This is a genomic window from Actinoplanes sp. ATCC 53533, from assembly GCF_003947245.1.
Window position 1 is genome coordinate 46,106 of sequence record NZ_QHHV01000108.1, and the last position, 25,574, is coordinate 71,679.

Here is a 25,574-nt window from a genome sequence, read left to right on the forward strand (position 1 = left end):
ATCGCTGCCGGCCTGGCCTGGTGTTCGCCCGCCCGATCGGGGCGGGGTGGCCTGGCGGTCGGGTGTGGGGTTGGTGACTCCGGCCCGTTCCGCGGTCGACGGGTAGGCGCTGCGAGATACCTGCGCCCAGGGAGGCCGGGGGTGGGTGCCGGGTGCCAACCGTGACTTGATTGTGGCGGGCACGGGTCGGGCGATGGCGGGCTGTCCGATCCGCAGCGGGACTCCACTACCGGCCCGTCCCGCTCGGCTGGCTCGGCTTGCTCGACTGGTCCGGCCTGCTCGGCCTGCTCGGCCTGCTCGACTTGTCCGGCTTGCTCGACTGTTCCGGCTTGCTCGACTTGTCCGGCCTGCTCGACTTGTCCGGCCTGCTCAGCCTTCTCGGCCTGCTCGACCGGTCGGGCCTGCGTTTCCTGATTGGTCTGTGGGTCGCGGCTGGGTGCCGGCTGGCGCACCGCACGACAAGGCGGCGCCGCGTGCACCAGTGTGGGATCTGGCGGGCCTGGCCGGCCGGTTTCGGCGCTGGTGGGCTTGATCTGGAGATCTTCCGGCCAGCAGCCGGCCTGCTGCTCGCGGACGTGTCGCAGCCGCTCGGCGTGACGACGCTGTAAACCCCACGCGCGGCGACGTTCATGATCGCGGCGAAACTCGTCACGAGTCGCAGAATAATTGCGGGCCTTCGTTCGGTCGCGCAGGCCCGCGAGCTCGGCCCGGGAAAACAATTGGAGTTGCCCCATGCCACCAATTATTCCGCACGCCAGCCAAGATCACAGGCCCCTATCAGCGACCGACCATACCAATTCCATGACCAGCGTCACACCAGGAAAATCGGCGGCGAAGGTGATCCAGAAAGGCGCACTTTCACGCCGCACGGCATGCTGGAGTCGACAGCGTAACTCGGTGTCGCATGCCCCTTGCCGGTGCGGCACTCGTGCGGTCCCGACAACAGGTGCTTCCCGGGGCGACCGAGGTCGAAAGGCCGAACTGGCGGCAGCACGAGGCGACTCACGGGGCAGTCGCACACGTGATGCGCGATCGGCGCCCTGAACCCGCCGCCACCAGACCCGGGTCATCCTGCCGCAGGTTGTGCGTGGAGCCCTCGGTGCCCGTCACCTACCGTGGCCACCCGCGAGGATCGCAGGCGTCCTATCCTCGTTCCTCCAACCCGGACGACTTCGCCGCGGTGTATGGGCCGGTCGGGTCGAACGGGCTGATCCGCGCGACCACTCTGCCGTCCGGTGGGCGCAGTGCGATAGCCCGATCCGGCGGCGAGAAGTGCGTTCGACGGCGCATGGCAACGGATACGGCCAGATCACCCGCCTGCCCAGCGCCGGTCCACCGGGATTCCACAATGGTGCTGCCCGACCGTCCATCACACCGCGCGGTCGGGCCAGCCGGTATCGACGTACATGTCTTATGCTCGCCGGGGCAGGCGCCGATTATCTGGGAAGTCCCATGCACGTGCTCGACGATCCTGACGGATTCTCGCCGCGAGCTCGCTCGTTCCTTCGCCGGGCTCAGGTCCGGCAGCCTGAGCGCTCCCGGGTGCCGACCGATTTCAGGTCCGTGCCCGATCGGACGGGGCGATTGATTCCCGCGCCCCTGGAACTGGTCGTGCGGCGGGAAGGATTCGCTGCTCGGTTCGGTGGTTTGCGCTACGACGTTCGCCGGAGCGTCCGTTTGGCCGACGAGCGCATTGTCAGCGTCCGTCGATGGCAGTTCGACCTGCTTGAGACGGTCCGAGCCGAGCACGCGGGATGGTCGTTCGCCTGGCACGGCGAGCATGTGTCGTCGCCCGTGTCGTATCTGGGCCACACTGACGGGCGGTTCGGGGTGAGTGCGGGCGGTCCGTTCCTGGAGGCTTGTCCGTCATTGAACCACCTCATCGAGGGTCACGCGCTCATGGATGAGCTTGCCGACTGGGAGCCCGTGGCACCCACCTCGCTGGAGGCGTGGACGCCGAACGGCGGCGTCAATGAACACCTCCGCGAATTGCTCGCCGGTCTTTCACCCGTCATTGAGGCATCGGGACCATGTGATCGATGGTGGCGGTCCGAGCTTCTCGCCATTCGTCTGTTCGACGGCTGGACCGACGCCCGGCCGCGGCCAACCGGTGTCATGATCTGGAGTCGGAGCGGTCGGATCTGATCTACGGCTGGAGCTGGGCGCGGATTTCGGCGAACATGCCGCGGCGGTCCTTCAGCGACAGGAACCGGATCGCACCGACGCTGCCCGGCTCCGCCCAATCGCAGAGAGTGAGCACCAATGGCGGGGCATAGTCGCGCGACACCCCGCAGGTCCCCACTCCTCCCGCCGTGCCGGGATCCGCCGGACGAACCTCCTTGAGGTCGATCGGCCGGGCCTGGGTGAGCTGACGTAGCGTCCCCGCCGGGTCGACCACCCGGCCGGCCGCGGCACTGAGCTCGATCGTCTCGAACTGGTCGGGGGCGACATACACCGCGGCCACGGAGCCGCCCGTCGGGCTGAGCACCTTGCCCTTGAGGAAGGTCTCCGCGCTCTTCGGTCTCTTGAGTGATTCATCGTCCGTCGCCTGGCGCAGCCCGCTCATCTTGGCCGGGACCGCGAACTGGACGACGGGCGCCACCGAGGCGCTCAGCTTGGTGGCCGGCGCCGCGGCCGGCGCCGCGGCCGGCGTGGCCGGCGAGCCGCAACCAGCCAGGATGAGCGCACCGCCGAGCATCGCCGCCAGGCCGGTCAGAGCGGCGACGGAACGGCGCGTGACAGAGGCGAGCATGTGTTCCCTTCGATCAGCGAGCGGTGCCCACCCTAGTGGACGTCATCGTCGCGATCGCGGTCAGCGGTGCGGTCAGGGATCGTGCGGTCAGGGATCATGCGGTCAGGGATCATGCGGTCAGGGATCATGCGGTCAGGGATTATGACAGCCCGGATCAGCCGAAAGCCCGGCTGGCGTAGTAGCAGTTGTCGTAGCGTGAACCGCCGGCCAGCTTCCACGAACCGGAGTACGGCCTCGGGCCGCTGCTCGTGGGTGTCCTGACCACCACCTGGTAGCTGCCGGGTTTCAACCGCAGGGTTCTCGAGGGCACGCCGGCACCGCCGCAGGTCGTGCCGCCGAAGTAGCGGTTCAGCAGGGACGGGGCACTGCGTACCGTGCAGGTGGCGCATTTCGGGATGGTGAGCTGGTCGGCGACCGGTCCGCTGTAGAGGATCTCCAGGGCGTACGGCGAATCGTTGACCACCTGCACCGTGGCGGTGCCGGACGGGCCGTTGCCGGTTCGCTCCAGCGGGGCCAGGTCGCCGGTCGCGCCGGCGCCGACCTTGGCCACCTCGGCGGCGATCCGCTTCTGCCGGGCCTTCGCGACCCGGGAATCGCGCGGGTAGTCGGTGATGAATGTGGTCAGGTGATCGATCGCCGAGCTGTAGTGGGTGGCGGCGAGCTCGGCCAGGCCGCAGTTGTACAGCGCGCTGGGCAGGGCGGCTCGTGCTCGGGCGACTCCTGCCTTGGCCGCTTCCAACGACACCGAGCCGAGGTAGGTCAGCACCGGGATCGCGGTGCACGGCTGGGTGCCGGCGCCGGCGAGCGCCGTGGCGTAGGTTTTGTCGAGGTCGGTCGGCACGGCGGTGGCCTGAGTGGTGCCCGGGTGGTCGGTGACGATCACCGTGTAGTCGGCTACGGCTCTGCGCTGCAGGTCCACTATTTCGGCGCCGTCGGTCTCCTTGGCTGCCTGGGCGAGGGACTGCTTGCCGCGCTGCAGGTACGCCTCGGCGCGACCGGTCCGGGCCCGTGCGAGCAGTAGCCCGTCGGGATACCTGCGCACCTGCGCGTCGAAGGTGCCGGGGGCGGAGCTGTAGTTCCTGCGGGCCAGGGCGGTCTCGGCCAGTAGCAGGTCTTGGCACTCGTGCCGGTCCACCCGGGCGGTCGCGGTGACCGAGGTGAGGGTGAGTTCGTAGCGGGCCTGGACACTCGCGTACCGGTCGAGCGCCGCCGGGCAGTCACCGGCCGCGTGGGCGGCATGGGCGTCGGCCAGCGCTGAGCGGCCGGCCACCTGATACCCGACGAAGCCGGCGACGATCAGCAGCAACAGCGCCACCGCGGCCGCCAGTGGACGCCGCGGCACCGGGCCCGCGGTGGCCATGGCGTGCGGTGGCCGGGCCAGCCGCCACGCGTCGTAGGCCGCGGCGGCTACGCCGAGCGCGATGACCGTGGACCACAGGGCGGGGCTCTTCGACGCGGTGTGGGCAGCCGCGAACCAGACGACGAGGACAGTCACCGCCAACGTCACCGCGGCCCGGGCCCACCGGCCGAGGTAGAGGTAACCGGCGGCGAGACCGCTCGCGTTCAGCAGCGCCGCGATCCGGGGGTCCCGATGGCGGCCGGACAGGTCGACCATCGGCCGCTGCGGGGCGGGGACCGTCAGGTCCGCCGGGTGGCCGTTCTCGCGTGCCAGCCGCTGCCACGCGCGGGCCTGCTCGACGTAGCCTCGATGCAGTGCGGCGACGGCTTCCCGGTGGGCTGCCTCCCCGAGCGCCGCGCTGCGGACGGCGTCGGCCTCGGCCGCCGGGTTCAAGCCGGCCAGCAGGGCAGCGAGTTGGGGCGGCACCGGGTGACCGGCGCGCAACACCGGATACAGCACGGTGATCCAGTCCAGGGTGGACTGAATGCGGTCGGCCGGGCTGCGGCCCGGCCGGGAGAGCCGGTCCCGGGTCGCGATCAGCATCTCGTCGAGCGAGCCGATGTCGACGCTGTGCCGGGCGAACGCGAATACCTGAATGACCAACCTGCCATCGGCCGCGCTGTCGCCCGTGGCGGGGCCAGCGCTGCTGCGTTCCACCGCCAGCACCATCTGGTGGGCTATCCCGGCCGCAACCGTCAGCTGCGCTGGTCCGTCGATCGGCGATTGCACAGGAACTCCTCGCTGGTGAGGGCGACGCGTCCGAAGTCCGGCGACGTAGCTACTTGCTGCACCACACCTGAACCTCGTAGTTGTTGAGCAGCCGAAGGAGGCCGATGTTGATGGCCGCACCCGAGATCGCCTGGAAGATCGCTCCGGTGAACAGCGACACCAGGGCGCCGATGATGTTCACCGAGCACAGCACGATGGCCAGGACCCGGGCCCACGATCGGCCCTGCCAGATGAACACGCCACTCATCGCCTGCGCCGCGGAGAGCGCGAACTGGGCGAAGACCAGGACGTACAGCACGGCCGGCACCGACTGGCCGTGGTCGCCGGAGTCGCTGACGATCGACATCAGCAGAAACGCGAACAGGAGGCCCAGCACGCCGAACACGACGAGGAGAATGGCCAGCGTCTTCACTTGACGCGGCCGTTCGGGCAGGGTGGGTTCGGGGTTGCTCTGGATGCCGGCTTCGTACAACGGGAACGCCTCCTTTGCTGGGCGGTCGACGGTTCCTATCGACGAGTGTGAGTCGCACGGTCGTGCCGGTCCATGCCGCACCTGTGCGGCATGGACCGAGGTCTGGCCGCGTGGGATGCTGCGGGCGTGGACAGCGAGCCGAACGGCGGGGTCGCCCTGCCGCTGGCGGTCGACCTGCACCAACGGATCCGGGCGATCACCACCGGGGTGATACTGCTGTCCCGGTTGGGCACGCTGGCCATGGTCGCCCTGAGCGTCGCGGCGCTGGCGCAGGCGGATGGATACACGAACAAGCCGCTCGCCGCGGCCACCTACCTCGCGGTCGCGGTGTGGAGCGCGGTGTTCGTGCCCGCCATCGCGACGCGCGACCCGATCCCGCGCTGGATGCTGGCCTCGGATGTCACAGTCACCTCAGCCGCCGTGGCGGTCCTGCCCTGGGCGCTCAGTGACGAGGCGTTCGCCACGGTGGCGGTGCCCGACTTCGAGCCGGTCGCCGTCTCGACCGCGGTCACCGTGGCACTGGCCACCGCGTCGTGGCGGGCCACCGCTGCCGGATGCCTGGCGCTGGCGGCGGCGTTCGCCCTGGCGCAGTTCGCGTCACTCGACAATGCCGATGTGGCGTCCACGTTGAACATCATCGGCTGGCAGGTGGTCACCGCCGCCTGCTGCTGCCTGTTCATCCGCCGCCTGCGGGCGGTCGCGGACGCGGTCTACGCCGCCACCGATCAGGTGATCGCCGCCCGGGAACGCCTCGCCGCCCGGCGCAGCCAGGCCGAGGAACGGATCCGCCACTTCCGTGAGCAGCTGCGCCGGCACCGGGCCTTGCACGACGGCCCCCTGCGGGTGCTGACCGCGATCGCCGGCCAGGGTCCGGCAGGGCATCCCGACCCTCGGGTACGGCGCCAGGCCGCGATCAGCGCCAACGTGCTGCGTGGCGCGACCCCCGACGACCCCGACGGTACGCTCACCGAGCTCTCGCTCGCCCTCATCGAGGCCGGCAACGACAGCGCTACGCAGGGACTACGGGTGGAATACCACTTCGCCAACCTTCCCGACACGCTGCCTTCCGAGGTCATGCACGCGTTTCGGCACGCGACCGGCGAGGCACTCGCGAATGTGGCGCGGCACGCCGGCAGCAGCCGCGTACGTCTGACCGCCTTGACCGACCGGCAGCCGACACCGACCGTCACGGTCGCCGTCGTCGACCAGGGCAAGGGCTTCGACCCGGACACGACACCGCTCGGCTACGGCATCCGGCACTCCATCACCGCGCGCATGCACGAGGTCGGTGGCACGGCCAGCGTGGACAGCCATCCCGGCCAGGGCACCCGGGTCGACCTGCGGTGGCCCGCATGATCCGGGTCGCGATCATCGACAACGACAAGCTGGTGCCCGCCGGCCTGCGCGCCCTGCTCGCCGGAACCGGCGACATCCGTCTCGTCCACACCGCCACCACCGTCAGCGAACACCTCGCCGCCGGACCCGACGCCGACGTCGTCCTGCTCGACCTGCGCCTCGAGGACGGCACCGAGGCGGCGACCAACGTGGCGAAGCTCCGTCGCCACGGCGCCCGGGTGCTGGTCTTCTCCGTGCACGGCGACCGCCGCCACGTGCGCGCCACCGTTCGCGCCGGTGCCAGCGGATACCTCGTCAAGGACGACGACGCCGTCAAGCTCGCCGACGCCATCCGCAGCGTCCACAGCGGACAGCCGGCCCTGACGGCCGAGCTGATGAGCATCATCAACGACGACCCGCCCGAACTGTCCCCGCAGGAAGCCCGCACCCTCTACCTGTACGGCACCGGCAGCACCCTGGCCGCCACCGCCCGCCGCATGAACGTGACGATCCCCACCGTCCGCTCCTACCTCACCCGCATCCGCGCCAAATGGGCAGCCATCGACGAACCCGTCGACGACGTCCGCACCCTGGTGAACGAATACCAGCCACACCCCGACCAGGCGGAGTGAGTCGCGAGATGACGCCGGACGGGCCCTGCGGGCCCGCCAGAGCAGCCAGGTCGCGGTCAGCGGGAAGCCCCGCACGGCGGGGAGCGAGAAGCCCCCGGCCTCGATCAGCCGCCCGATCTCGCCGAGCGCGTAGCGCGCACGGCGGGACGCGCCACTGCTGAACCGCACTCCGAGCCGGATGCCGCCTGCGAGCCGGTCGCGCGCGCGACCATCGCGCACCAGCTTCTCGGTGTCGGCGAGACGAGGAGCGTCGAGTCCTCCTCCCGGATGTCAGAAGTGTGCCACGTTCGTCGTGCCCCCTTGGGCGGTGGCAGAACTTTGACATCGTCATTCCATGAACTTCCGGGTATTTCCGGGCCTCGCGCACCTCAACCGGGCGGCGGTTACAGAGTTGGAACGTTCGAGAAATGTCAGAGTAATGACGCGGGATCACTCTGCTCTCACCTGCAGCAGCCGGTTGCATCTCGTCGGCGACACCGGGCGGGGCGCTCGGGACGCCGGCGGTTCGGCCTGGCACATGAACATCCGCACCATCCGCTGTGCCGCGACCCCGGCGTCACGCCTCCTTCACCAGGAACGGAGTTCCCACATATGTCCACCACCAGCAAGCGGCTGCGCACGCTTGTGGCCACGGGCGCCATCGCGACGACCGTCGCCCTCGTGCTCGCCGGCTGTGGCGCCCGCGCCGGCGACGACACGCCCGGCGAGTCGGCCGCACCCAGCTGCGTCGACACCTCCGGCGACACCATCAAGCTCGGCTTCCTCAACTCCCTCACCGGCGGCATGGCGATCTCTGAGAAGACCGTCTCCAACGTGCTGCACATGGCCGCCGACGAGATCAACGCCGGCGGCGGCATTCTCGGAAAGAAGATCAAGTACGTCCAGGAGGACGGCGCCACCGACTGGCCCACCTTCGCGGAGAAGACCGAGAAGCTGCTCACCCAGGACTGCGTCGGCGCGATCTTCGGCGGCTGGACCTCGTCTTCCCGCAAGGCCGTCAAGCCGGTCGTCGAGAAGCACAACGGCCTGTTCTTCTACCCGGTGCAGTACGAGGGCCTTGAGGCTTCGCCGAACATCTACTACACCGGTGCGACCACCAACCAGCAGATCATCCCGGCGATGGACTTCCTCGCCTCCAAGGGGGTGAAGAGGCTGTTCCTCGCCGGCAGCGACTACGTCTTCCCGCGCACCGCGAACGCGATCATCAAGCTCTACGCGGCCAAGCTCGGCATCGAGATCGTCGGCGAGGAGTACGTGCCCCTCGACAAGGACGACTGGACCACCCAGGTGGCGAAAATCGTGGCGGCCAAGCCCGACTTCATCTTCAACACCATCAACGGCTCGTCGAACGTCGGCTTCGTCAAGGCCTACTACGACGCCGGCCTCAAAGCGGCGACGACGCCGATCATCTCGGTGTCCATCGCCGAGGAGGAGGCGCCGGCCATGGGTCACGAGGTCACCGGCCACTACGCGTCCTGGAACTACTTCCAGTCGCTCAAGACCGACACCAACCCGAAGTTCATCCAGAGCTGGAAGGCCTACCCCAACAGCAGCGGCGTCACCTCAGACCCGATGGAGGCCGCCTACATCTCGCTGTACCTGTACAAGGCCCTCGTCGAGGCGGCCGGCTCGTTCGACGTCGACAAGGTGAACGCCGCGGCCAAGGCGAAGCCCATCACGTTCGACGCACCGGAGGGCAAGGTCACGCTCAACGGCGAAAACCACCACATCTCGAAGCCGGGCCACATCGGCCAGATCAACGCTCAGAAACAGTTCGACATCGTCTGGTCCTCCGACAAGTTCATCGACCCCGACCCGTTCCTCAACGGCTACGACTGGTTCCCGGCGACCACCCGCGACCAGCTCGTGAAATCCGCGGGCTGACCGCCCCACTCCCCACCCGGACGCGGGGTTGCGTGTCGCCTGCGACAGGCAACCCCGCGTACCGGACCCGATTCGGCGAAGCTCGCGAGCCGAACATCAGGCAAGCCCCCTCACCGCCCGCCCCCGCACAGAGAGCGAGAGCACATGGACGCTCTGGTTCCGCCGTTGCTGAACGGCACCGCACAGGGTGCACTGCTCCTACTCGCCGCGCTCGGCCTCTCGCTCACCTTCGGGCAGATGGGCGTGATCAACATGGCCCACGGCGAGTTCCTCATGATCGGCGCCTTCACCGCCTACCTCGTCCAGCAGGTCATCCACTCGAGCGGCCTGTCGATCCCGGTCGCTCTGCCGGTCGCGTTCGTCGTCGCCGGCCTACTCGGCCTCCTGCTGGAGGTCAGCATCATCCAATGGATGTACCGCAGGCCACTCGACACCCTGCTCGTCACGGTCGGTGTCAGCCTGATCCTGCAGCAGGCGGCACTGCAGATCTTCCCGTCCCAGGGTGTCCCGGTGGAGAAGCCCGACTGGCTCGACGGGCAGGTGAACATCCTCGGCTACGACTGGCCGCTGCGGCAGTTGTTCACCATCCTGCTGGCGACCGCCTGCGTCGCCATACTGGCGGCCTGGCTCAAGTACACCTCGTTCGGCCGCCGCATCCGGGCGACCGTGCAGAACCGGGACCTCGCCGAGACCGCGGGGATCTCCACACGCACCGTCGACCGCCTGACCTTCTTCGTCGGGTCGGGTCTGGCCGGGGTCGCGGGAGTGGCCGCGTCGCTCATCGGCGGCACGAATTCCCAGATGGGCGCGCAGTACATCATCCCGGCTTTTCTCGTGGTCGCCGCCGGCGGCATCGGCCAGCTCAAGGGCACCGTGATCGCCGCGTGGGGGGTGGGCGTCGTCCTCTCGTGCTTCGCCTCCTGGACGACCGGCAGCCTCGCGCAGGTGCTCGCCCTCATCCTCGTGATCGTCTTCCTGCAGCTGCGCCCGCAGGGCATGTTCACGGTGCGAACCAGGAGTCTGGTATGACGAAGTTGAAGCCACGGCTGTCCCTGCTCGGCATCGGGGTGTTCGCCGTCCTGCTCCTCGTGGTCGCTCCCCTCGTGCTCACCGATCACTGGCTCAGCAACCTCGGCAAGTACTGCTGCTGGGCGATCGCCGCCGTCGGCATCGGATTGGCGTGGGGCCGAGGCGGGATGCTCGTGATGGGGCAGGGGGTGTTCTTCGCCCTCGGTGCCTACTCGATGGCCATGCACCTCACGCTGGAGTCCGCCGGTGACGGAGTCCCGGGGTTCATGGTGCTCTACGACCCGCTCGCGCCGCTCCCGGCGTTCTGGGAGCCGTTCCGCAGCTCAGCGTTCACCCTGCTGGCGATCGTGCTGCTCCCGGTGATCGTGGCCGGCATCCTCGGCTACGCGCTGTTCAAGCGCCGTGTGAAGGGCGCGTACTTCGCGATCCTGACGCAGGCGCTCGCCGTCGCGCTCGCCACTCTGATCAGTTCCACAATCCGCGAGACCGGCGGCGACACCGGGCTCAGCGACTTCAAGTACTTCTTCGGTTTCGTACTGAACGACCCGGCGAACAGGAACATGGTGTACCTCATCGCGGCCGGGCTGCTCGTCGGGTGCCTACTCGTGGTGTGGCAGCTCTATCGCAGCCGCTTCGGTGAGCTCCTCGTCGCCACGCGGGACGCCGAGGAGCGCGTGCGCTTCCTCGGCTACGACCCGGCCAACATCAAGCTCGTCGCCTTCGTCGTCTCAGCGCTGATGGCAAGCATCGGCGGAGCGATGTTCGTGCCCATCGTCGGCATCATCACCCCGGCCGAGATCGGCGCCGCCGCCTCGATCCTCATGATCGCGGGCGTTGCCCTCGGCGGCCGCGCCTCGCTCTTCGGCCCCGCGCTCGGCGCGATGGCGGTCGGATGGGGGCAGTCGAGCCTCGGCTCGGTCTGGCCCGACGGCTGGACCTACCTCCTCGGCCTGCTGTTCATCGTCGTCATCCTCTTCCTGCCGAAAGGGCTGTCGTCGGTGCTCGCCAGGTTCACGGCAGCGCGCCGGAGCCCTGGCGAACAGCCCATCGCGGCGATCGCCGCCCCGCAGCTCGAGGAGGCGAAGTCATGACCGAAGCTTCTCTCGTCGTCACCGACCTCCACGTCGAGTTCTCGGGCTTCGTCGCGGTCGGCGGCGTCTCCTTCGACGCGCACCCCGGCGAGGTCCGGTTCCTCATCGGCCCGAACGGCGCCGGCAAGACGACCTGCATCGACGCCATCACGGGGCTCTCGAAGGCCACCGGCTCGGCGAGGCTCGGCCAGCAGGAGTTGCTCGGCAGGCCGGTGCACAAGATCGTCCGACTCGGGGTCGGCCGCACGTTCCAGACCGCGAGCGTCTTCGACGAGCTCTCGGTGCTGCAGAATCTCGACATCGCCGCCGGACTCCACCGCCCCTCGGTCTCGCTGCTGCGGACCCGGCGTGGCGTCGACCCGTCGATCGTGCAGGCGCTGGAGGAGACAGGACTCACCGGCGAACTCGCCACGCCGGCCGGCATCCTGTCGCACGGCCAGAAGCAGTGGCTGGAGATCGCGATGCTGCTCGTGCAGGACGCGAGGGTGCTGCTGCTCGACGAGCCCGTCGCCGGCATGAGCCAGGACGAGCGCACCGCGACCGGCGAGCTCCTGCAGCGCGTCGCGGCGAAGCGCATCGTGCTGGTAGTCGAGCACGACATGGACTTCATGCGCCGCTTCGCCACGCGCGTGACGGTGCTGCACCAGGGCAAGGTGCTCTCGCACGGCACGGTGGCCGAGGTGCAGGCCGACCCCAAGGTGCAGGAGGTCTACCTCGGCACTGCGGGAGCCGCGACCACGGCTGCCATGTCGGTCGTGCCCCTACCGGCGGCCGGGACGCGGAAGCAGGCGGCTGGGACGCGGAAGCAGGCGGCTGGGACGCAGAAGCAGGAGGAGGACTGACATGCTCGAGCTCACCGACATCGAGGCCGGCTACGGGCGCACGCGGGTGCTGCACGGCGTGACGGTGCCGGCCGGGAAGGTCGTGGCCGTGCTCGGCCACAACGGCGCCGGCAAGACGACGCTGCTGCGTGTCGCGATCGGGCTCATCAAGCCGTCGAAGGGCCGCGTGTTCTTCGACGGCGAAGACATCGCGTCGCTCGCCCCCAACAAGCGCGTCGCTCGTGGCATGGCGTACGTGCCGCAGGGTCAGCAGGCGTTCGGCCAGCTCACGACGCTCGAGAATCTGCAGCTCGTCGCCGACGGGCGCCGGGGTGGCAAAGCCCTCATCGACGCGCAGCTGGCTCGCTTCCCCGCATTGGAGCAGTTCGCAGCCCGGAGGGCAGGCCTGCTCTCCGGCGGGCAGCGCCAGCAGCTCGCGATCGCCCGCGCCCTCATCACCGAGCCGAAGCTACTCATCCTCGACGAGCCGACCGAGGGCATCCAGCCCACGATCGTCGCCGAGATCGAGCACACCATCATGCAGCTGGCCGACGAGGGCATCAATGTGCTGCTCGTGGAGCAGCACATCGGCTTCGCCCTCGAGGCCGCCGAGCGCTACGTCGTGCTCGCCTCGGGCTTCGTCACCCAGACCGACCAGGGAGGCGCGGCAGCCACCTCCACCGTGCGAGCCGCCATGGCGATCTGAGCCGAAATGACCGGCATCCGGGCCCGCAATGTTGTCGTAACATCGGACCCGGAGGATGCCCCCACGCGAGGTGCGTGAGGGGATGCCACTGTGAACAGGAAAGGCAACGCGCGCGCGGCCGCGGAGGACAGCCTCGAGGACTACGCCTTCCGATATGTGCCGCGCACCTTCCGGCGCTGGAGCGCGGCCTCCGTCGGCGCGACCGCCCTCGGGTCCATCGCGTTCCTCGCCGATTTCTCCATCGGCGCGAGCATCGGCATCGACCACGGCACCGGCAACGCCGTGCTCGGCATCCTGTTCGCGTCGGTCATCATCGTCATCGTGGGGGTGCCCGTCGCCTACTACGCCGCCCGCTACAACCTCGACCTCGACCTCATCGCCCGTGGCTCGGGATTCGGCTACTACGGCTCGATGATCACAACCGTCGTCTTCGCGGGCTTCACCTGTATTTTCTTCGCCCTGGAGGGCGCCATCATGGCACAAGGGCTGCAGGTGGCGTTGGGGATGCCGCTGTGGCTCGGCTATCTCATCTCGACCGTGGTCGTGATCCCGATCGTCATCTACGGCATGCGGGCGCTGGAGCGCCTGCATTTCTGGACCACGCCCCTGTGGCTCGCCCTCGCCCTGCTGCCGCTGCTGTGGATCCTCGTCTCCGACCCCGAGGCGGTGCTCGCCTTCACGTCGTTCACCGGCAGCTCCGACGGCTCGATCAGCTTCGGCGCCGTTGTCTCGAGCGCGGCCGTGTGCTTCGCCCTCACCCCGCAGCTGGCGGAGCAGATCGACTACATCCGCGCCATGCCGCCGCGCACCCCGTCGAACGCCCGCTCGTGGTGGACGTCGTTCGCGTTCTCCGGCCCGGGCTGGGTCATCTTCAGCGGCACCAAGCAGATGATCGGGGTGTTTCTCGCCGTCTACCTCCTCGTGCAGGTAGATCCCACCCTCGGGCACCACGCGACCGAACCGGTCAAGCAGTTCGTCGGCATGTACCAGACCCTCTTCCCCGACTGGCTCGCCATCGTCCTCGCCCTGGTGCTCATCGTGGTCGCGCAGGTGAAGATCAACGTGACGAACGCGTACTCGGGCTCGCTCGCCTGGTCGAACGTCTTCACCCGGGTGGCGAAGCACTATCCGGGTCGCACGATCTTCGTGCTGCTCAACCTCGTGATCGCATACGCGCTCATGATGCTGGACGTCTTCACCCTCATCTCCTTCGTGCTGAGCCTCTACGCGAACGTCGTCATGGCGTGGCTCGTGACGATCGCCACCGATATCGCGATCAACAAGTGGGTGCTGCGCATCTCGCCGCGCTTCCCCGAATTCCGCCGCGGCATGCTGCACGACTGGAACCCGGTGGGGCTCGTGTCGGTGGGGCTCGCCTCGGTGCTGTCGCTGCTCGCGTTCGCCGGGCTGCTCGGCGCCGCCGTCAAGCCGTTCTCGGTGCTCATCGCGATCGGCGTCGCGTTCGTCGCCACGCCGGTCATGGCCCTCGCCACGCGGGGGCGCTACTACCTGCGCCGCCGCTCCGACGGCATCGACTCCCCCCTGTTCGACGACCACGGCAACCCCTCGGGCGAGCGGCTCCGGTGCCATGTCACCGGGTATACGTTCGAGCGGCCGGATATGCTGGCCTCGGCCCAGCGAGGACCGTACGGCGAGGTGCAGTACGTTTCGTCGCTGGCGCTCACGCTCGACGATTCCGATCGCTACGTGCTTCCGCCGGAAGTCACCGGGCCCTCGCGCTGGGCGACCGCTCGAGGCAGGGGGACGTGATGGAGGAGCCGGTCGACACGGCGACCGCGATTCTCGCGAGCGCCGCGGTGCTGCTGCGTGAGCACACGTTCGACGACATCTCCTATCGTGCCCTCGCCGACGAGGTCGGCATCTCGGAGCGCACGGTCTACCGGCAGTACCCCACGCGTGCGCACCTGCTCGCCGCACTCTCGAACTGGATCGAGCAGACCCATTTCCCGCTGCCGCCGTTCGTGACTGTGGCCGATTTCCGCGCCGCCGTGCACGAGCGCTTCCACGCTTTCGACGCGTCGCCCGCGTACGCGTACGTCGGCGCACGGGCGTCCGCGATCTCGCCGACGCTCGACGCCGAGCCTGCCTACATCACGCGTGCGATCGAGGCGATGCTCGACGTGGCGGCGCCGACGCTCAACCGACGGGATCGGCGGCGGGTCGCGGCATCCCTGCGTTACTTCTCGTCGGCGATGTTCTGGGCGCGACTGCGCACAGGCTTCGACCTGGATGCCGACGAGATCTGCGACGCGTTCGATCGCGCTGTGGGCACCGTGCTCGCGAGGCTGCTCGACGCGACGTGGGCGAAGCCGTGACCGGGTCGACGGCCGTCCTGGAGCTGAGCGGCACGCAAGCGGCGATCCTCGCCGCCTACGCCGAGCTGATCGAGGAGATCGGCAGTGACGACGTGTCGTACCGGCTCGTCGCGCGCCGGGCCGGCATCGCCGAACGCACGGTGTTCCGCAACTACCCCACCCGCGTCAATCTGCTGCTGGCGACCGCGACGTGGATCGAGGCGACGGTGTTCGCCCGCGAGGAGTCGCACTCGATCTTCGACATCCCCCTCGCGATCCGCGACGCGATGCACCGGTACGACGCACGGCCGGAGCTCGCGCACGTCGTCGCCGAGACGGCGATGCGCGGCGTGCGCGGCGCGGCGCCGTCGCTCGGCCGGGCGCACCTCGAGCGGCTGCTGGATGCCGAGGTGCCATCTCTGGACGCGGCGCAGCGCAGGGCGGTCATCGTGGCGCTGTCCCACCTCGACTCCGCAGCGACCTGGGTGACGTTTCGCCGAGAGTTCGGCATGGACCGGCGTGACATCGCCGACGCCGCCGCGTGGGCGGCCGAGGCGGTGCTCGACGGCATCCGCGACCGCGTCGCCCCGTAGGCGCCAAGGGCGCGCCCTTAGCGGTCGCGCGGACAGGCCCGGGATCAGGGACGTCGGTAGAGGGCGCCATGCCTGCCGAATCAGGCTACGTAGGGTGATGGAGAACGCGTTGATGACCCGCTCTCTGCGTTCGTTGCGGCGTTGCGGCCGGCCGTCGCCGAACAACCACTGTCCGCGATCGACTCGGATGCACATCCGAACCGCAACACCTGCGACAACTTCTCGAAGACGAGGCATCCCGTGCCCGCCTCGTACCCGGGCCAACCCCGTCTGAGCTGTTCGCGCGACCTCTAGGTCGACGAGCGGCGGAAGAGCGCGCCGATCCGCCGCTGCCACGGCGAGTCGGATTCTTCCTCGGGCATGTCGGCGAAGCTTCCCCCGGCGTCGCGTTGGGCCCGGGTGGTTCCTCGCCGACCACCCTCCTTCGCGATGACGAACAGACCGTAGGCGCCGAAGATGGCGAGCACGGCCGTCTCGACCACCGGAAGCGATTTGGTGGCGGCGTCCAGCGCGTGCCGGATGGCGTCCCGCTCGCCTTCCTCGGCCCACGCGGCGGAAAGGCAGGCCAGGGCGATGTCCTCCAGCTCGCTGCTCGACCGCTCCAGCGCCGCGAGTTCGCGTTCGAGGGCGGGCCCGTCCTCGGCCGCGGCGACCATCCGCTCCCGCATGTCCTCCGGCGGCAGGTCGTCGAGCCGCTCCGAGAGGTAGTACCGCAACGCCTGCTGGACGAGATCGGGGGACGCCGAGATCGCGGTCAGCAGACCGGCCAGGCTGTCGTCGTCCTCGGTCATGGTGGGGCTCCCTCCGATGTGCTCGCCCACCAGCCGCCCGCTGCCGTCGGCGCGTAGGCCAGCCAGGTGGGCAGGTGCTCCGCCGCGGCCAGGCTCGCCGCCCGCACCGCGACGGCGGGTGGATCGGTGTGATCGACGAGGCGACGCACCGCGTCGGCGAAGACCGGGAGGGTACGCCTCGCCGGTATGTTCCATCGGGGCGCGATGAAGGTGCGGGTGCCACGCCGCCGTAGCGCCGAGTAGAGGCCGAGCTGTTCGGTGCTTCCGGCGTCGTGGGTGCGGGCCGTGGAGCACGCGGCGGACACGACGACCGGGCTCGCCGCGGGCAGGTGGTCACAGTCGTCCCAGGTGAACTGATGCCGTCGCCCCGCCGCCGTGGCGGCCTCGACGGAGCCGCGCAGGGGCAGGGAGCCACCCGCGGCGAGCAGCCAGGCGACGGTGGGCTCGGTGACGGGTGCGTACCCGTGGCAGAGCACGACGCAGAGGTCCGCGCGCCGCAGCATTCCGGCGAGGCCCGCATGGTCGGCCGGGCTGCTGTGTTCGGTGAGCGCGGCGGACCCCAGACCCCGCAGCCCGTCGACGACGTCGTCGAAGGCGCCGATCACCTCGATGTCCTCGGCGAAGCGCGGTGCGACGGCACAGCCCAGGCCGGCCAACCGCGGTGCCGGCCGGTCGAACTCGGAGACGACGGCGGACCAGGACGGCACCGAGAAGGTGGGCCGGTGCGGCGTCACCGCGACGTGCCAGGGGGTACGGGTCGCCGTCGGGTGGGCGATGAGCACGACCGTCTCGTCCGGCCTCGAGTGCCGGGTGACGAATCGCGCGAACCAGTCGGCGGCTTCGCGCCACATCGGCAGGTCGAACGGGTCACCGCGGCGGTGGTCGTGCCAGCCGCCGAGCTTCGCGGTGAGGTGGCGGGCGAGGAGGTCGAGGTCGACCGGCGAGGGCTCGGCCACGGCGGTCGTGACGGTGCCGTCCCGGACGACCGTGACGACCGGTCGTGGGCCGTCGGTCCGGTCCTCCCAGTCGATCACCGCGATCGAGCCGGGCGCGGCGGTCAGGACGCTGTCCCACGGCGCCGCGGCCCCTGGTAGGGAGGTGCGGCGGCCGATGATGTCCCGGCCGAGATCGATGGCGACCCGCCGGTACTCCGCCGGCAGACCGGCCGCGCCCACGGCGCGTTCGATGTCGCGGGTGAACCCTCGGAGGAATCGGGTGGACAGGTGGTTCCGGGCGAGTTTCCGCTCACCGGAATAGGCGGCGGCCAGCTCGGCGAAGGCCCGGTCCAGGCCGGCACGAACCTGCTCGGGCCGGTCGCGCCGCGCGGCCGCGGCCGCGAGGGCCATCGCGGCCATCGGCTCCGCATCGCCCCATGACTCGCACAGGTCGGCCAGTGCCTGCCACAGCACTGCCGGCTCGCCGGCGCCTGTTCGGTCGGACAGCAGGGCCAGGAGCCGCAGTGCCTGCTTGGCCGGCTCGGTCAGGGCCGATCGTCCGCACTTCTTCCAGGTGTGGTGGAGGTGCTCGACCACGGTGGCGGCCGTCCGCCTGCCGTCCGGCGTGTTCAGCACATCCGGCGAGCTCAGGAGCGCGGACGCGAAAGGGATCAGGACGGCAGGGTCGGCGAGGTCGTCGATCGGCACGGCGCGCAGGGCGCTCGCGGCCTCGACGGGCCGGCCGGTGGCGGCCAGCACATTGGCCAGGGCCGCGTCGAAGAGGGCGGCGGAGCCGGCGTGCGGCCCGGAGGCCAACCGCCTGGCGTCGAGGGCGACGGTGAGCGCCTCATCCAGCTGTCCCAGCTCGATGAGGGCCCCGAGCAGCGCATGACGCGTCGTCAACTGCGTGACCGTGTCGCCCTCGTACGCTATCTCCCGCAGCTCGGTGGCCGCCTCCTCCGTCCTGCGGCAGTGCCGCTTGGCGACGGCGAGCGTCCCGCGCAGCTCCGTCAGGTCATCGGCCGGAACACCGGTGGCCAGATCACCGGTGGCCAGATCACCGGTGGCCAGAAAGTCGGTGAGCAGCGTGACAGCCTCGGCGGGCCGCCCGACGCCGATGAGCGCTTCGCCGCGTACGCGCTGCAGTTCGGCGCGTTCGCCGAAGCCGAGGGTGCTCTCGAAGGCGCGCGGTGACTCACCGATCCGGGCGAGAAGCTCGGCAGGCGCCGAGATCTTGCTCAGGATGGCCCCGGCCCAGATCTCACAGGTGACTCCGGCCTCTCGCGAGCCGGGCCACCAGCCGGCCATGGTGTCCGCCATCTGCCAGACCTGGTCGGGGGTCAGCGCCGGCACCGCGCCGAGCAGCCTGTCGGCCGCGCGCAGCGCCGCCGCGGGGTGACGCCCGGGCGCGAACGGCTGGAGTGCGTCAAGGACCTGTTCGGGCGACAGTTGCGTTCCCGGTTCGAATCGCAGCGACTCGAGCAGGTCGGATCCCAGGCTGTCGTAGCCCGCGCGGCGGCCGGCTTCGACGATGGGGCCGGTCAGGGTGGAGCCGGTCCGCATGACCATCGCGGCGGCGGCGTTGAAGAGGCGCCGGTGGTCCACGGTCGCCCGGGCCCGGGCCTCGGCTGTCCGGCAACCGCGCAATGTCGCGAGCACTTCCGGCTCCGTCGGCGCCGCGGACAGCAGGACCTCGTGGTGGAGCCAGGTCTCGGCCCAGCCCGCGGCCTCCGGATCGGGCCGGCCACTCTCGACGCAGACGCTGGCCAGCAAGGCATGTGCTGAATAGCGAAGGGCCTCGGAGACCTCGCTTCCGAGCAGCGCTCGCAGGACCGGTACCACCTTCTCCGCCGTCGCCGGGAGCAGCCCGCCCTCGGGCACGTGCCGCCGCAGGTCGCGTTCCAGCCGATCGCCGGTGTTCGCCGCCCATCTCGCACACAGTGCCGCCAATGCCCGCGCCTGCAGCCCCGCGAGGAAGTCCAGGACGGCGTCCGGTTCGGCGCCGGGCGGCACCGTGAACGGCCCTTCGGTCAAGCCCGTACCCACGATGGCGGCCGCGCCCACGAACGCCTCGGCGTCACATGCGTCGAGCGCGGCCGGGGGAATCCCGTCCGGCTCCCCGGAAGTGATGATCTCCGTGAGGGTGGCCAGGCGTTCGTGCCATCGTGTTACCAGCCAGCCGCGGAGATGGTCGGGTGACGGGACGATCGTCGTGGCTATTCCCCGCCCTCGAAGATCATCAGCGGTTTCCTGGGCCAGCTTCGGCTGATCGTGGGCCAGGCTGGTCAGCGCGACCCCGGCGACCTTGTCGATGGCCGAGCAGAGCACGAGCGTCGGGGCGACACCGGACTTGCGCTCACACACCGGGCACGGCACCTCGTCCAGCGCCCCGGAGAGAAACGCGGTCGTCTCGGGAAGGTTGTCCACCCGGATGATCAGGACCGCGCCGCCACCCGCGGTGCCCGGAACGGGCGCACCGCAAGCGCGGCACGGATGGTCTGCCGAATCCTTGGCCATGGCGGGCATGGGCCGCTCCCCGGGGACGTCGGATGGCGCCGAGGGGCAGCGTAACCGGCTGGCGTCCGGCGAGCTGTCACCTGGGCGACGCCCCGTTTCCGGCACCCGCACCGCGCCGCAGGCTCGTCACCATCGCCGTCAGCAGGACCGCGATCGTCAGCCCGCACGCGACCAGATTCGCCAGGAACAGAACCCGTGACGGTAGCCCGAACAGAGTCACGTCGTTCTCGACGAGTGCGAACACATCGGCCAGCAAGGCGAGGTACGGCGGAAGGAGAACCGCGGAGACGACGAGTCGATGCTGGTCGCGCAGGAAGCCGACCGAGCGTTCCTCCACCGCCAGCGCGACGAACAACGTCGCGAGGATCTGCGCCAGGGTGCCCACCCGGTCGAGGTCATCCGACATGGCTCCATTGTCGCCGCGCCGCGCCCCGTCCGATATGGCGAGTTCCCGTCGGCCGGCTCGCTGGCCGGTCGACATGGCTCTATTGTCGCCGCGCCGCGCCCCGTCCGGTACGGCGAATTCCCGTCGGCCGGCTCGCTGACCGATCGGCCGCCGCCGATCCGCGGCCTGCTGGAGCGCCTCGATGCCTGCCACGATCCGGCGGGCGTCGTCCACCTCCTCGCGGTCGCTGGCGCCTACCGCCGAGCGTGACCATGCGCGAGACGGAAACAGGCCCGGATTCGCGTTTCCGCACGGTCCGGGTGCAAGCCTTGCGGAACCGGTGCAACAATCGCGCGAAGGGCCCGGGGGATAAACCGGACCGAAAACCTACGACCCGACCGTACGGCCGTCGGGTGAGTGCGTGCTGCGCCGATAGAATGCAACATATCTGCATATCGGCGGCATTGACTCCCGACGATGGATCTACCTATGTTTCTCGCATACGTTTCGCCGACGTCACGGCGCACCGCCGGCCGGCTGCCGCTCCTCCGCACCCGCCCTCGCCGGGAAACGATTCCGTCCTGAGAAGGGGGATCCGCCATGCGCGGGAAACCATTGCTCGCCGCCGTCGTGGGCGCCGCGCTGACCGTTCTGCTCGGAGTGGCCGGCACCGGCGCGGCCCTCGCCGACGTGTTCTTCGGCGACACGTTCGACGACGGTGACGCCAGCGGCTGGACGAAGACGGGCGGTAGCTGGTCCGTGGTCACCGACGGCTCGCCGGCCTACCGCCAGGCGAGCACCGGCGCGAGCGCCAGGACCCAGGCCGGCGAGCTGACCTGGACCGACTACACCGTGCGGGCGCGGGTCAAGCCGATCGCCTTCGCCACCACCGCCCGCTCGGCCGGCATCACCGCGCGCAGCACATCGCTGAGCAGCTACTACGCCCTGGTGCTGACCGGCGGGGGAGCGGCGCAGCTGCAGCGGGTCTCGAACGGAACAGTCACGGTGCTCGGCACCGCGGCGGTCGGCGTCAGTTCCGGCACCTGGTACACCCTCGCGCTGCGGGTGACCGGCTCCACCCTGGCCGGCTCGGTCGACGGCGTCCAGGTCGTGGGGGCGACCGACCCGACGTTCAGCTCCGGCCGGATCGGACTGGTCACCTCGTACGCCTCGGCCTCGTTCGACGACGTGGCCGTCGAGACCCCCGGCCCGGGCCCCGACCCGACCGGCACGACACCGCCGACCACCCCGCCGGATCCCGGCAACTGCCGGGTCGCCGGAGCGCCCGCCGGCTTCGCGTCGGTCAATGCCTGGGGCCAGAACGGCACAACCGGCGGTACGGGTGGAGCCACCGTCGCGGTCGACACGGCGGTGGAGTTGCTGGCCGCCATCGCCCGGCCCGAGCCTCTCACCATCTGCGTCAGCGGGACGATCACCCTGCCGGCCGGCATGTACGACGTCGCCTCGGACAAGTCGATCGTCGGCGTCGGCGCGACCGCGGGCATCAGCGGCGGCGGCTTCAACATCGGCCTGCCGGTCTCCGCCGCGACGACGCCCCCGGCCGATGCGGTGCACAACGTGATCATCCAGAACCTGTCGTTCCGCAACGCCGCCGACGACTCGATCAACGTGCAGATGTTCTCGCACCACGTCTGGCTCGACCACAACGACCTGGCCCAGGGCTACGACGGCCTGATCGACGTCAAGCGCGGCTCGTCGTACGTGACCGTGTCGTGGAACCACACCCACCACCACACCAAGAACATGCTGCTCGGCCACGACGACGGCAACGCCGCGCAGGACACCGGCCGGCTCATGGTCAGCTACCACCACAACTGGTTCGACCGGACGCCGCAGCGCAACCCGCGGGTCCGCTTCGGCGAGCCGGTGCACGTCTACAGCAACTACTACGTCTACACCACCGACACCGGTGTGGCCTGCCAGAACAACGCCGGGTGCGTGGTCGAGGGCAACTACTTCGAGGACGTCGAGGAGCCGGTGACGAACACCTACGCCGGCCCGGCCGGCCGGTGCGTCGCCCGCAACAACGTGTTCGCCGGGGAGTCGGGCGCCGCGGTGTGCTCCGGCACTGTCCGGGAACCGTCCGCGTACTACGCGTACACCCTGGACGACCCGAACGCCGTCAAGGCGATCGTGACCGCGGGCGCCGGCGTCGGCCGCGGCTGAGGGACAACAACCACTACCGCGACCTCGGAGGCTGTCATGACCTGGCGCGCTGTTCTCACCGCCGCCCTCACCGCGACGCTGGTGGCCGCCGGCGCGCCCGGCACCGGCCCGGCCGCCGCGGCCGCACCGGCCGGTGCGCCGGACGGGTTCGCCGCCGTGCCGGCGCTGGGCCTGTCCGGCACCACCGGCGGCGTCGGGGGACCGACCGTCACGGTCGACACCACCGACGAGTTGCTCACCGCCATCGACACGGTCGGCCCGATGATCATCCAGGTGGCCGGGACCATCGCGATCACCAGCAAGCAGGGCGTACGGCCGAACAAGACGATCGTCGGCCTCGGGTCCTCGGCGGTCATCTCCGGCGGCGGTTTCGACTTCTACCGCTCGTTCAACGTGATCGTGCGGAACCTGACGTTCGCCGACGCCGAGGACGACGCCGTCAACGTCGGCCAGCAGTCGCACCACATCTGGATCGACCACAACACCTTCGTCCGCCCGGTGGACGGCTCGATCGACATCGTCCGCGGCGCCGACTACGTGACGGTGTCCTGGAACCACTTCGCGGCGACCGACAAGAGCATGCTGATCGGCCACTCCGACGGCGCGGCCTCCACCGACATCGGGCACCTGCGGGTCAGCATCCACCACAACTTCTTCGACAATTCCCGCCAGCGGCACCCGCGGGTGCGCTTCGGTGAGCCGGTGCACGTCTACAACAACTACTTCCTCGGCAACGAGCTCTACGCGGTCGCCTCGACGATGAACGGCGGCGTGCTGGTGGAGGGCAACTACTTCAGCGGCGTGGCCCACCCCTGCCACTCGACCGGCGGATACGCCGACAGCGGGCCGGGCCGGCTGGTGCAGCGCGGCAACGTGTTCGTGGGCTCCGGGCCGTGCGAGGCCGGCGGCGCGGTCGCCGAGCCGCGCGGCTATTACGCCTACACGCTCGACGCCGCGGCGGCCGTGCCGGGCCTGGTGGCGTCCGGGGCCGGCGCGGGCCGCCTCTGAGCGCCTGGAGAGTCTGAGCGTCTGGAGAGTCTGAGCGTCTGGAGAGTCTGGGCGTCTGGAGAGTCTGGGCGTCTGGAGAGTCTGGGCGTCTGGAGAGTCTGGGCGTCTGGAGAGTCTGGGCGTCTGGAGAGTCTGAGCGTCTGGAGAGTCTGAGCGTCTGGAGAGTCTGCGCGCCTACAGAGTGAGCAGAGCGGCCAGGAAGAGGACGAACGCCGTCCAGGTCGACACCGCGTTGATCCAGTTGATGGTGAAGTAGCGCCGCCGTCCGGCCTCCCAGTTCGCCGGCATCGCCTCGGGGTCCCAGGCCAGCATCACGTCGTAGTGCGGCTCCTTCCACACGTTGGCGACGACGTACACCCCGACGATCACCAGAGCCAGGCCGATCGCGGTGAGCACGAAGGCGGCGCTGCCCCGATCGTCCCAGCCGGCCACGAGCGCGACGATCGGCGCGATGCCCATTCCGATCGAGCAGGCATAATTGAACCAGGCCTTTCTGGCGAATCGAAGAAATGCCCCCAGGAAACCCCGGAAGCTCCGGCCGTCCATCGCCGCGAGCATCGGGTGCAAGATGGTGGTCAGCATCGCCAAGAGGCCGGACCACGACCCCGCGAAGAAGACGGACGCGGCGAGCGCCCATTTCTCGACCGTCATGCCACCCCCAGCGCTGGCAGAGGCACCAATGATATGCGTCGACGCATCGTCGGGGAACAATGCGCCGGGTGCGTCAGCCGGGACCCGGCCGGGGTGGTTTGAGGCTGTAGGCCAAACGGCCGATCTCGCCCACATCGTTGACGTCCACCTGGCCACGGATCAACAACGCACCGTTTCCCCAGGTCATGAGGTAGGTCGCCCCGGACTGGAAGACGGCCCGGTTGCCGTGGTGCCAGGTGCGCCGGCCACCCGCGGTGGCCCGGCGGGCGATCTCGTCGGCCGCCTCCGGGTCGAACGCCTCCGTCACGTGCAACGCCGGCGGCAAGGCGGTCCCGTTGGTCACTCTCGTACCCGGTGGAACGTAGACATAGCGCCGGGTGTTCGGCACGTCCGACGCCACCGCAACGGCCTCGACCGGCGACCCCAGCGCCCGGGCGGCCTGCGCCGGAGTGACCAGCAGATCCTCGCCGCCACGCATACCGGGGCCGTTGACCGACGCGGGAAGCCCGAGGACCTCCAGCCGCTTCACCTTGCGCCCACGCGGGGTCAGGTGCAGCCGGACCCGCGCACCCGCCACCACCCGCGCGTAGTCGGCGGAGCCGACCGGCGTCCCGGCGATCCGCCCGGCCCGGCCGTCCTCAACGGCGATCCAATGGCTGCGGATCGCGCCGTCCTCGCCGCTGTAGAGGATCTTCCGTTCCAGAACGGTGCCCTCCACCACCTCGGTGCGGGCGTAGTCGAGCAGGAAGCGCAGCGCGACGACAAATGCGAGCGCGGTGACGGCGAGGATCGCCACGATCGCGACTGCCCGCCACCGAGGCGGAAACAGACCGGCGAACACCAGGGTCGTGGCGACGCCGGTGCCGATCCAGGCGAACAGCAGCCCGGCCCACAGCCCGGACCGCGGTCGAAAACCGGTGCCCGAGCCATACACCACCTCCCGGCCGTCGACGACGGACCGGCGTCGTGCCCGGGCCCGGAGTTCCTCCCGTACGCCGATGACCACCGCGACGCCGACCAGGACGAGCACGGCTACCCAAGCGCCGATCTCCTTGACGAACTCCACGAGCGCATTGTCCGCCGCCAACGCAACGGTCCTTCGGCGCGGCGCGGCGCGGCGCGGCGCTACCTGCCGCCCGCCGGAACCTCCCGCGGGACGGATCCGGTCGGCGGTATCCGCTTGCCGACATGGCCGAGTACGGCACCCGCCGTTTGTGATCATGGCGTGGGCGTGGGCGTGGGGCGTGGGCGTGGGCGTGGGCGTGGGCGTGGGCGTGGGCGTGGGCGTGGGCGTGGGCGTGGGCGTGGGCGTGGGCGTGGGCGTGGGCGTGGGCGTGGGCGT

General features: G+C 70.0%; 22 protein-coding genes. 14 read left to right on the plus strand and 8 right to left on the minus strand.

The features are described 5' to 3' along the window. The first annotated feature begins 257 nt into the window (after positions 1-257). Together DMB66_RS61540 and DMB66_RS32050 are read left to right on the plus strand one after the other, a co-directional pair. Positions 258-608, plus strand: a complete 351-nt coding sequence (locus tag DMB66_RS61540; protein WP_158647444.1) for a hypothetical protein — start codon at positions 258-260, stop codon at positions 606-608. An 844-nt stretch (positions 609-1,452) separates the two neighbouring features. Continuing rightward, complete coding sequence (locus DMB66_RS32050) at positions 1,453-2,145, plus strand: hypothetical protein (protein ID WP_125807859.1); 693 nt, start codon at positions 1,453-1,455, stop codon at positions 2,143-2,145. 1 nt (position 2,146) lies between these two features. Here DMB66_RS32050 and DMB66_RS32055 read toward each other — a convergent pair whose 3' ends face one another. From DMB66_RS32055 to DMB66_RS32065, 3 genes are all read right to left on the minus strand, one after another. Then, a complete protein-coding gene (locus DMB66_RS32055; RefSeq protein WP_125807860.1) occupies positions 2,147-2,752 on the minus strand; it encodes a hypothetical protein in 606 nt (201 codons plus the stop codon). A gap of 154 nt (positions 2,753-2,906) precedes the next feature. Continuing rightward, on the minus strand, positions 2,907-4,880 hold the full coding sequence (locus tag DMB66_RS32060) for a hypothetical protein (RefSeq protein ID WP_125807861.1): 1,974 nt from the start codon (positions 4,878-4,880) through the stop codon (positions 2,907-2,909). Positions 4,881-4,929: 49 nt separating this feature from the next. Further along, complete coding sequence (locus tag DMB66_RS32065; RefSeq protein WP_125807862.1) at positions 4,930-5,352, minus strand: hypothetical protein; 423 nt, start codon at positions 5,350-5,352, stop codon at positions 4,930-4,932. A 126-nt stretch (positions 5,353-5,478) separates the two neighbouring features. Here DMB66_RS32065 and DMB66_RS32070 point away from each other — a divergent pair, with 126 nt between their 5' ends. The 10 genes from DMB66_RS32070 to DMB66_RS32115 all read left to right on the plus strand — a co-directional run bounded on the left by DMB66_RS32070 (position 5,479) and on the right by DMB66_RS32115 (position 15,758). After that, a complete protein-coding gene (locus DMB66_RS32070) occupies positions 5,479-6,708 on the plus strand; it encodes a sensor histidine kinase (RefSeq protein WP_125807863.1) in 1,230 nt (409 codons plus the stop codon). Then, complete coding sequence (locus DMB66_RS32075) at positions 6,705-7,319, plus strand: response regulator transcription factor (RefSeq protein ID WP_125807864.1); 615 nt, start codon at positions 6,705-6,707, stop codon at positions 7,317-7,319. The genes DMB66_RS32070 and DMB66_RS32075 overlap by 4 nt, the downstream gene beginning before the upstream one ends. A 591-nt stretch (positions 7,320-7,910) precedes the next feature. Next, the gene (urtA, locus tag DMB66_RS32080; protein WP_125807865.1) at positions 7,911-9,203 is read left to right on the plus strand and encodes an urea ABC transporter substrate-binding protein; all 1,293 of its coding nucleotides are present in this window, start codon (positions 7,911-7,913) and stop codon (positions 9,201-9,203) included. 144 nt (positions 9,204-9,347) lie between these two features. Next, positions 9,348-10,232, plus strand: coding sequence for an urea ABC transporter permease subunit UrtB (gene urtB / locus DMB66_RS32085; RefSeq protein WP_125807866.1), 885 nt, complete (start codon positions 9,348-9,350; stop codon positions 10,230-10,232). Next, positions 10,229-11,323 carry an urea ABC transporter permease subunit UrtC gene (gene urtC, locus DMB66_RS32090; protein WP_125807867.1) on the plus strand — a complete coding sequence of 365 codons (1,095 nt, stop codon included), beginning with the start codon at positions 10,229-10,231 and terminating at the stop codon, positions 11,321-11,323. Before urtB ends, urtC begins: the two co-directional genes overlap by 4 nt. Next, on the plus strand, positions 11,320-12,165 hold the full coding sequence (gene urtD, locus DMB66_RS32095) for an urea ABC transporter ATP-binding protein UrtD (protein ID WP_125807868.1): 846 nt from the start codon (positions 11,320-11,322) through the stop codon (positions 12,163-12,165). The genes urtC and urtD overlap by 4 nt, the downstream gene beginning before the upstream one ends. 1 nt (position 12,166) lies before the next feature. Then, positions 12,167-12,850, plus strand: a complete 684-nt coding sequence (locus DMB66_RS32100; protein ID WP_125807869.1) for an ATP-binding cassette domain-containing protein — start codon at positions 12,167-12,169, stop codon at positions 12,848-12,850. Between the two features lie 90 nt (positions 12,851-12,940). Then, a complete protein-coding gene (locus DMB66_RS32105; RefSeq protein ID WP_125807870.1) occupies positions 12,941-14,620 on the plus strand; it encodes a cytosine permease in 1,680 nt (559 codons plus the stop codon). Further along, positions 14,620-15,186: a TetR/AcrR family transcriptional regulator gene (locus tag DMB66_RS32110; protein WP_125807871.1), complete on the plus strand. Its 567-nt coding sequence runs from the start codon at positions 14,620-14,622 to the stop codon at positions 15,184-15,186. The genes DMB66_RS32105 and DMB66_RS32110 overlap by 1 nt, the downstream gene beginning before the upstream one ends. Then, entirely contained in the window at positions 15,183-15,758 is a 576-nt protein-coding gene (locus DMB66_RS32115; RefSeq protein ID WP_125807872.1) for a TetR/AcrR family transcriptional regulator, read from the plus strand. Before DMB66_RS32110 ends, DMB66_RS32115 begins: the two co-directional genes overlap by 4 nt. 290 nt (positions 15,759-16,048) lie before the next feature. On the opposite strand, the gene DMB66_RS32120 is transcribed toward DMB66_RS32115, so the two are convergent. The 3 genes from DMB66_RS32120 to DMB66_RS32130 all read right to left on the minus strand — a co-directional run bounded on the left by DMB66_RS32120 (position 16,049) and on the right by DMB66_RS32130 (position 20,620). Further along, a complete protein-coding gene (locus DMB66_RS32120; protein WP_125807873.1) occupies positions 16,049-16,549 on the minus strand; it encodes a hypothetical protein in 501 nt (166 codons plus the stop codon). After that, positions 16,546-20,010: a CHAT domain-containing protein gene (locus DMB66_RS32125; protein ID WP_125807874.1), complete on the minus strand. Its 3,465-nt coding sequence runs from the start codon at positions 20,008-20,010 to the stop codon at positions 16,546-16,548. The genes DMB66_RS32120 and DMB66_RS32125 overlap by 4 nt, the downstream gene beginning before the upstream one ends. Positions 20,011-20,077: 67 nt before the next feature. Then, a complete protein-coding gene (locus DMB66_RS32130) occupies positions 20,078-20,620 on the minus strand; it encodes a hypothetical protein (protein ID WP_125807875.1) in 543 nt (180 codons plus the stop codon). Between the two features lie 366 nt (positions 20,621-20,986). Here DMB66_RS32130 and DMB66_RS32135 point away from each other — a divergent pair, with 366 nt between their 5' ends. Together DMB66_RS32135 and DMB66_RS32140 are read left to right on the plus strand one after the other, a co-directional pair. Continuing rightward, positions 20,987-22,573, plus strand: a complete 1,587-nt coding sequence (locus DMB66_RS32135; RefSeq protein WP_125807876.1) for a family 16 glycoside hydrolase — start codon at positions 20,987-20,989, stop codon at positions 22,571-22,573. Between the two features lie 36 nt (positions 22,574-22,609). Continuing rightward, positions 22,610-23,581, plus strand: a complete 972-nt coding sequence (locus tag DMB66_RS32140; protein ID WP_125807877.1) for a polysaccharide lyase family 1 protein — start codon at positions 22,610-22,612, stop codon at positions 23,579-23,581. Between the two features lie 174 nt (positions 23,582-23,755). Here the strand turns inward: DMB66_RS32140 and DMB66_RS32145 are convergent, their stop codons facing one another. Next, positions 23,756-24,232 (minus strand): DUF1772 domain-containing protein, encoded by a 477-nt coding sequence (locus DMB66_RS32145; RefSeq protein WP_125807878.1) that lies wholly within the window; start codon positions 24,230-24,232, stop codon positions 23,756-23,758. A 73-nt stretch (positions 24,233-24,305) separates the two neighbouring features. After that, positions 24,306-25,319, minus strand: a complete 1,014-nt coding sequence (locus DMB66_RS61545) for a hypothetical protein (protein ID WP_158647445.1) — start codon at positions 25,317-25,319, stop codon at positions 24,306-24,308. Positions 25,320-25,574 lie beyond the last annotated feature (255 nt).

Coding starts and splice junctions, on each gene's coding strand:
- DMB66_RS32050 (WP_125807859.1), top strand. CDS start 1,453: ATGCACGTGCTCGACGATCCTGACGGATTCTCGCCGCGAGCTCGCTCG.
- DMB66_RS32055 (WP_125807860.1), bottom strand. CDS start 2,752: ATGCTCGCCTCTGTCACGCGCCGTTCCGTCGCCGCTCTGACCGGCCTG.
- DMB66_RS32075 (WP_125807864.1), top strand. CDS start 6,705: ATGATCCGGGTCGCGATCATCGACAACGACAAGCTGGTGCCCGCCGGC.
- urtA (WP_125807865.1), top strand. CDS start 7,911: ATGTCCACCACCAGCAAGCGGCTGCGCACGCTTGTGGCCACGGGCGCC.
- urtB (WP_125807866.1), top strand. CDS start 9,348: ATGGACGCTCTGGTTCCGCCGTTGCTGAACGGCACCGCACAGGGTGCA.
- urtC (WP_125807867.1), top strand. CDS start 10,229: ATGACGAAGTTGAAGCCACGGCTGTCCCTGCTCGGCATCGGGGTGTTC.
- urtD (WP_125807868.1), top strand. CDS start 11,320: ATGACCGAAGCTTCTCTCGTCGTCACCGACCTCCACGTCGAGTTCTCG.
- DMB66_RS32100 (WP_125807869.1), top strand. CDS start 12,167: ATGCTCGAGCTCACCGACATCGAGGCCGGCTACGGGCGCACGCGGGTG.
- DMB66_RS32110 (WP_125807871.1), top strand. CDS start 14,620: ATGGAGGAGCCGGTCGACACGGCGACCGCGATTCTCGCGAGCGCCGCG.
- DMB66_RS32120 (WP_125807873.1), bottom strand. CDS start 16,549: ATGACCGAGGACGACGACAGCCTGGCCGGTCTGCTGACCGCGATCTCG.
- DMB66_RS32125 (WP_125807874.1), bottom strand. CDS start 20,010: ATGCCCGCCATGGCCAAGGATTCGGCAGACCATCCGTGCCGCGCTTGC.
- DMB66_RS32135 (WP_125807876.1), top strand. CDS start 20,987: ATGCGCGGGAAACCATTGCTCGCCGCCGTCGTGGGCGCCGCGCTGACC.
- DMB66_RS32140 (WP_125807877.1), top strand. CDS start 22,610: ATGACCTGGCGCGCTGTTCTCACCGCCGCCCTCACCGCGACGCTGGTG.
- DMB66_RS32145 (WP_125807878.1), bottom strand. CDS start 24,232: ATGACGGTCGAGAAATGGGCGCTCGCCGCGTCCGTCTTCTTCGCGGGG.